Consider the following 1,684-nt stretch of genomic DNA (forward strand, 5'->3'; position numbering starts at 1 on the left):
ACGGAGCGCATCGCGTCCATCACGAAACCCGCCAGCATTTCATCGACATTGTCGACGCTATAGGCCGCCGCGATAATGCTCTCGCGGCTATTGGTCACGGAGGTTTGCACGCTCGCCGACAGCGTCATGAACAAATTGTCTTTGGAGCGAATCTGTTGGGAGACGGCGATCGAAAACACTCGGAAATTAATCCGCTTATCAAGCTGCTCAAACGGCGCGGGCAGTTTGATGTTGAGGCCCGCTGGCGCAATGCGCACAAAACGGCCAAAGCGCGTGACCGTGCGCACCTCGTTCTGCTGCACCTGAAAAATCATGGTGAACAGCAGAATGGCGAGCGGAACGACAAGGATAATCAGCAGCGGCGCGAACGGAAGACTGAGGAGATTCATCGGGCGCGTCCTTCGCGGAAAAACTTATTGGCCTAGAGCCATCCCCGTCGCCGTAACCAAAAAAACGGCACCAGCGCTGAGGCTAACATGAGTCCGAGGGAGAAGAGATAACCGAAGCGCCAATGCAGCTCCGGCATGAAATCGAAATTCATGCCGTAGATAGATCCGACCAAGGTGGGCGGCAGGAACAGCACGGCGAGGATCGAGAAGACTTTGACGATCTGGTTCTGCTCCAGGGTAATCAGCCCTATGGCGGCTTCGTGCAGATAGCTGACTTCGGCGGAAAGCTGCGCCTCGAAGGTGGTGAGCGAGCGGATATCGCGCAGCAGCAGCGTGAGCCGCGTGCGGCAGTCGGCGGTGATCTCCGCGCCCGATTGTTCGATCAGGAAGGGTACCAGCCGGTCGAAACTGAACAGGCTTTCGCGCAAGAGGGCGGCAATGCGGCGTTTGCGGCCGAGGCGGCGCAGTAGCGCCTGCATTTGCTCTTCCAATTTCAGCGATTTCTTCTGGTCGGTGTTCTTGAAGAAGAGCCGCAAGGAGACTTCGTTGAGATCGGCGGCAACCCGCTCCAGCACATCCGCCGCGCGTTCTAGAATCGCTTCCAGCAGCCCGACCAGCAGGGCTTCCGGCGCGATATCTTCCGGCGGCAGCGTGCAGACGCGGGCAACGAAAGTGCGTAGCGGCAGCGGATCGGCGCGGCGCACTGTAACCAGCGTCTTCTCGGTCAAGACGAAGGTGATCTGCGTGCGTAAGGGTTGGCCTTCGGCGACGCCGGTAATGATGACGGCGGTCATCACCAAAGCCCCCTTCTCCCGATACAGCCGCGCCGATTCTTCCACGGGGCGGCGGTCTTCCGCTGTGGGAATATCGATGCCCAGCAGCGCTTCGGTGGCTTTTTCTTCGTCGGGGGTCGGATTGTGCAAATCAACCCATCGCACCGCTCCCGCCTCGGTCGGCAGGGTGGGGAGCGGGGTCAGCCGAGTATCGGCGATGCCATAAGCGGTGAGCATAAAGAAATGGCGCCTAACGGGGCGCCATTACCATAATCATCTGTCGGCCTTCCATCTTGGGCATCTGTTCCACTTTCGCAATCTCATCGAGATCGTCGCGAACGCGAACCAGCACTTGCATTCCCAATTCCTGATGGGCCAACTCGCGGCCACGGAAGCGCAGGGTGACTTTAACCTTGTCCCCTTCGTTGATGAATTTAATCATGGCCCGCATTTTAACGGCATAATCATTATCATCGATCATCGGGCGAAGTTTGATTTCCTTCACTTCGATGATTTTTTGCT

3 protein-coding genes are annotated in these 1,684 nt (G+C 57.8%); all 3 read right to left on the reverse strand.

What is annotated here, in order from left to right:
- Positions 1–389, reverse strand: a 389-nt coding sequence (locus tag VZ95_RS16080; RefSeq protein WP_045776761.1) for an SPFH domain-containing protein, incomplete at its 3' end; no start/stop codon positions are given.
- Between the two features lie 32 nt (positions 390–421).
- Positions 422–1,399 (reverse strand): magnesium transporter CorA family protein, encoded by a 978-nt coding sequence (locus tag VZ95_RS16085; RefSeq protein ID WP_045776762.1) that lies wholly within the window; start codon positions 1,397–1,399, stop codon positions 422–424.
- A 13-nt stretch (positions 1,400–1,412) separates the two neighbouring features.
- A partial coding sequence (gene infC / locus VZ95_RS16090) for a translation initiation factor IF-3 (protein ID WP_045776763.1) occupies positions 1,413–1,684 on the reverse strand: 272 nt, incomplete at its 5' end.

It is taken from the genome of Elstera litoralis (assembly GCF_000963705.1).
Lineage (GTDB): Bacteria > Pseudomonadota > Alphaproteobacteria > Elsterales > Elsteraceae > Elstera > Elstera litoralis.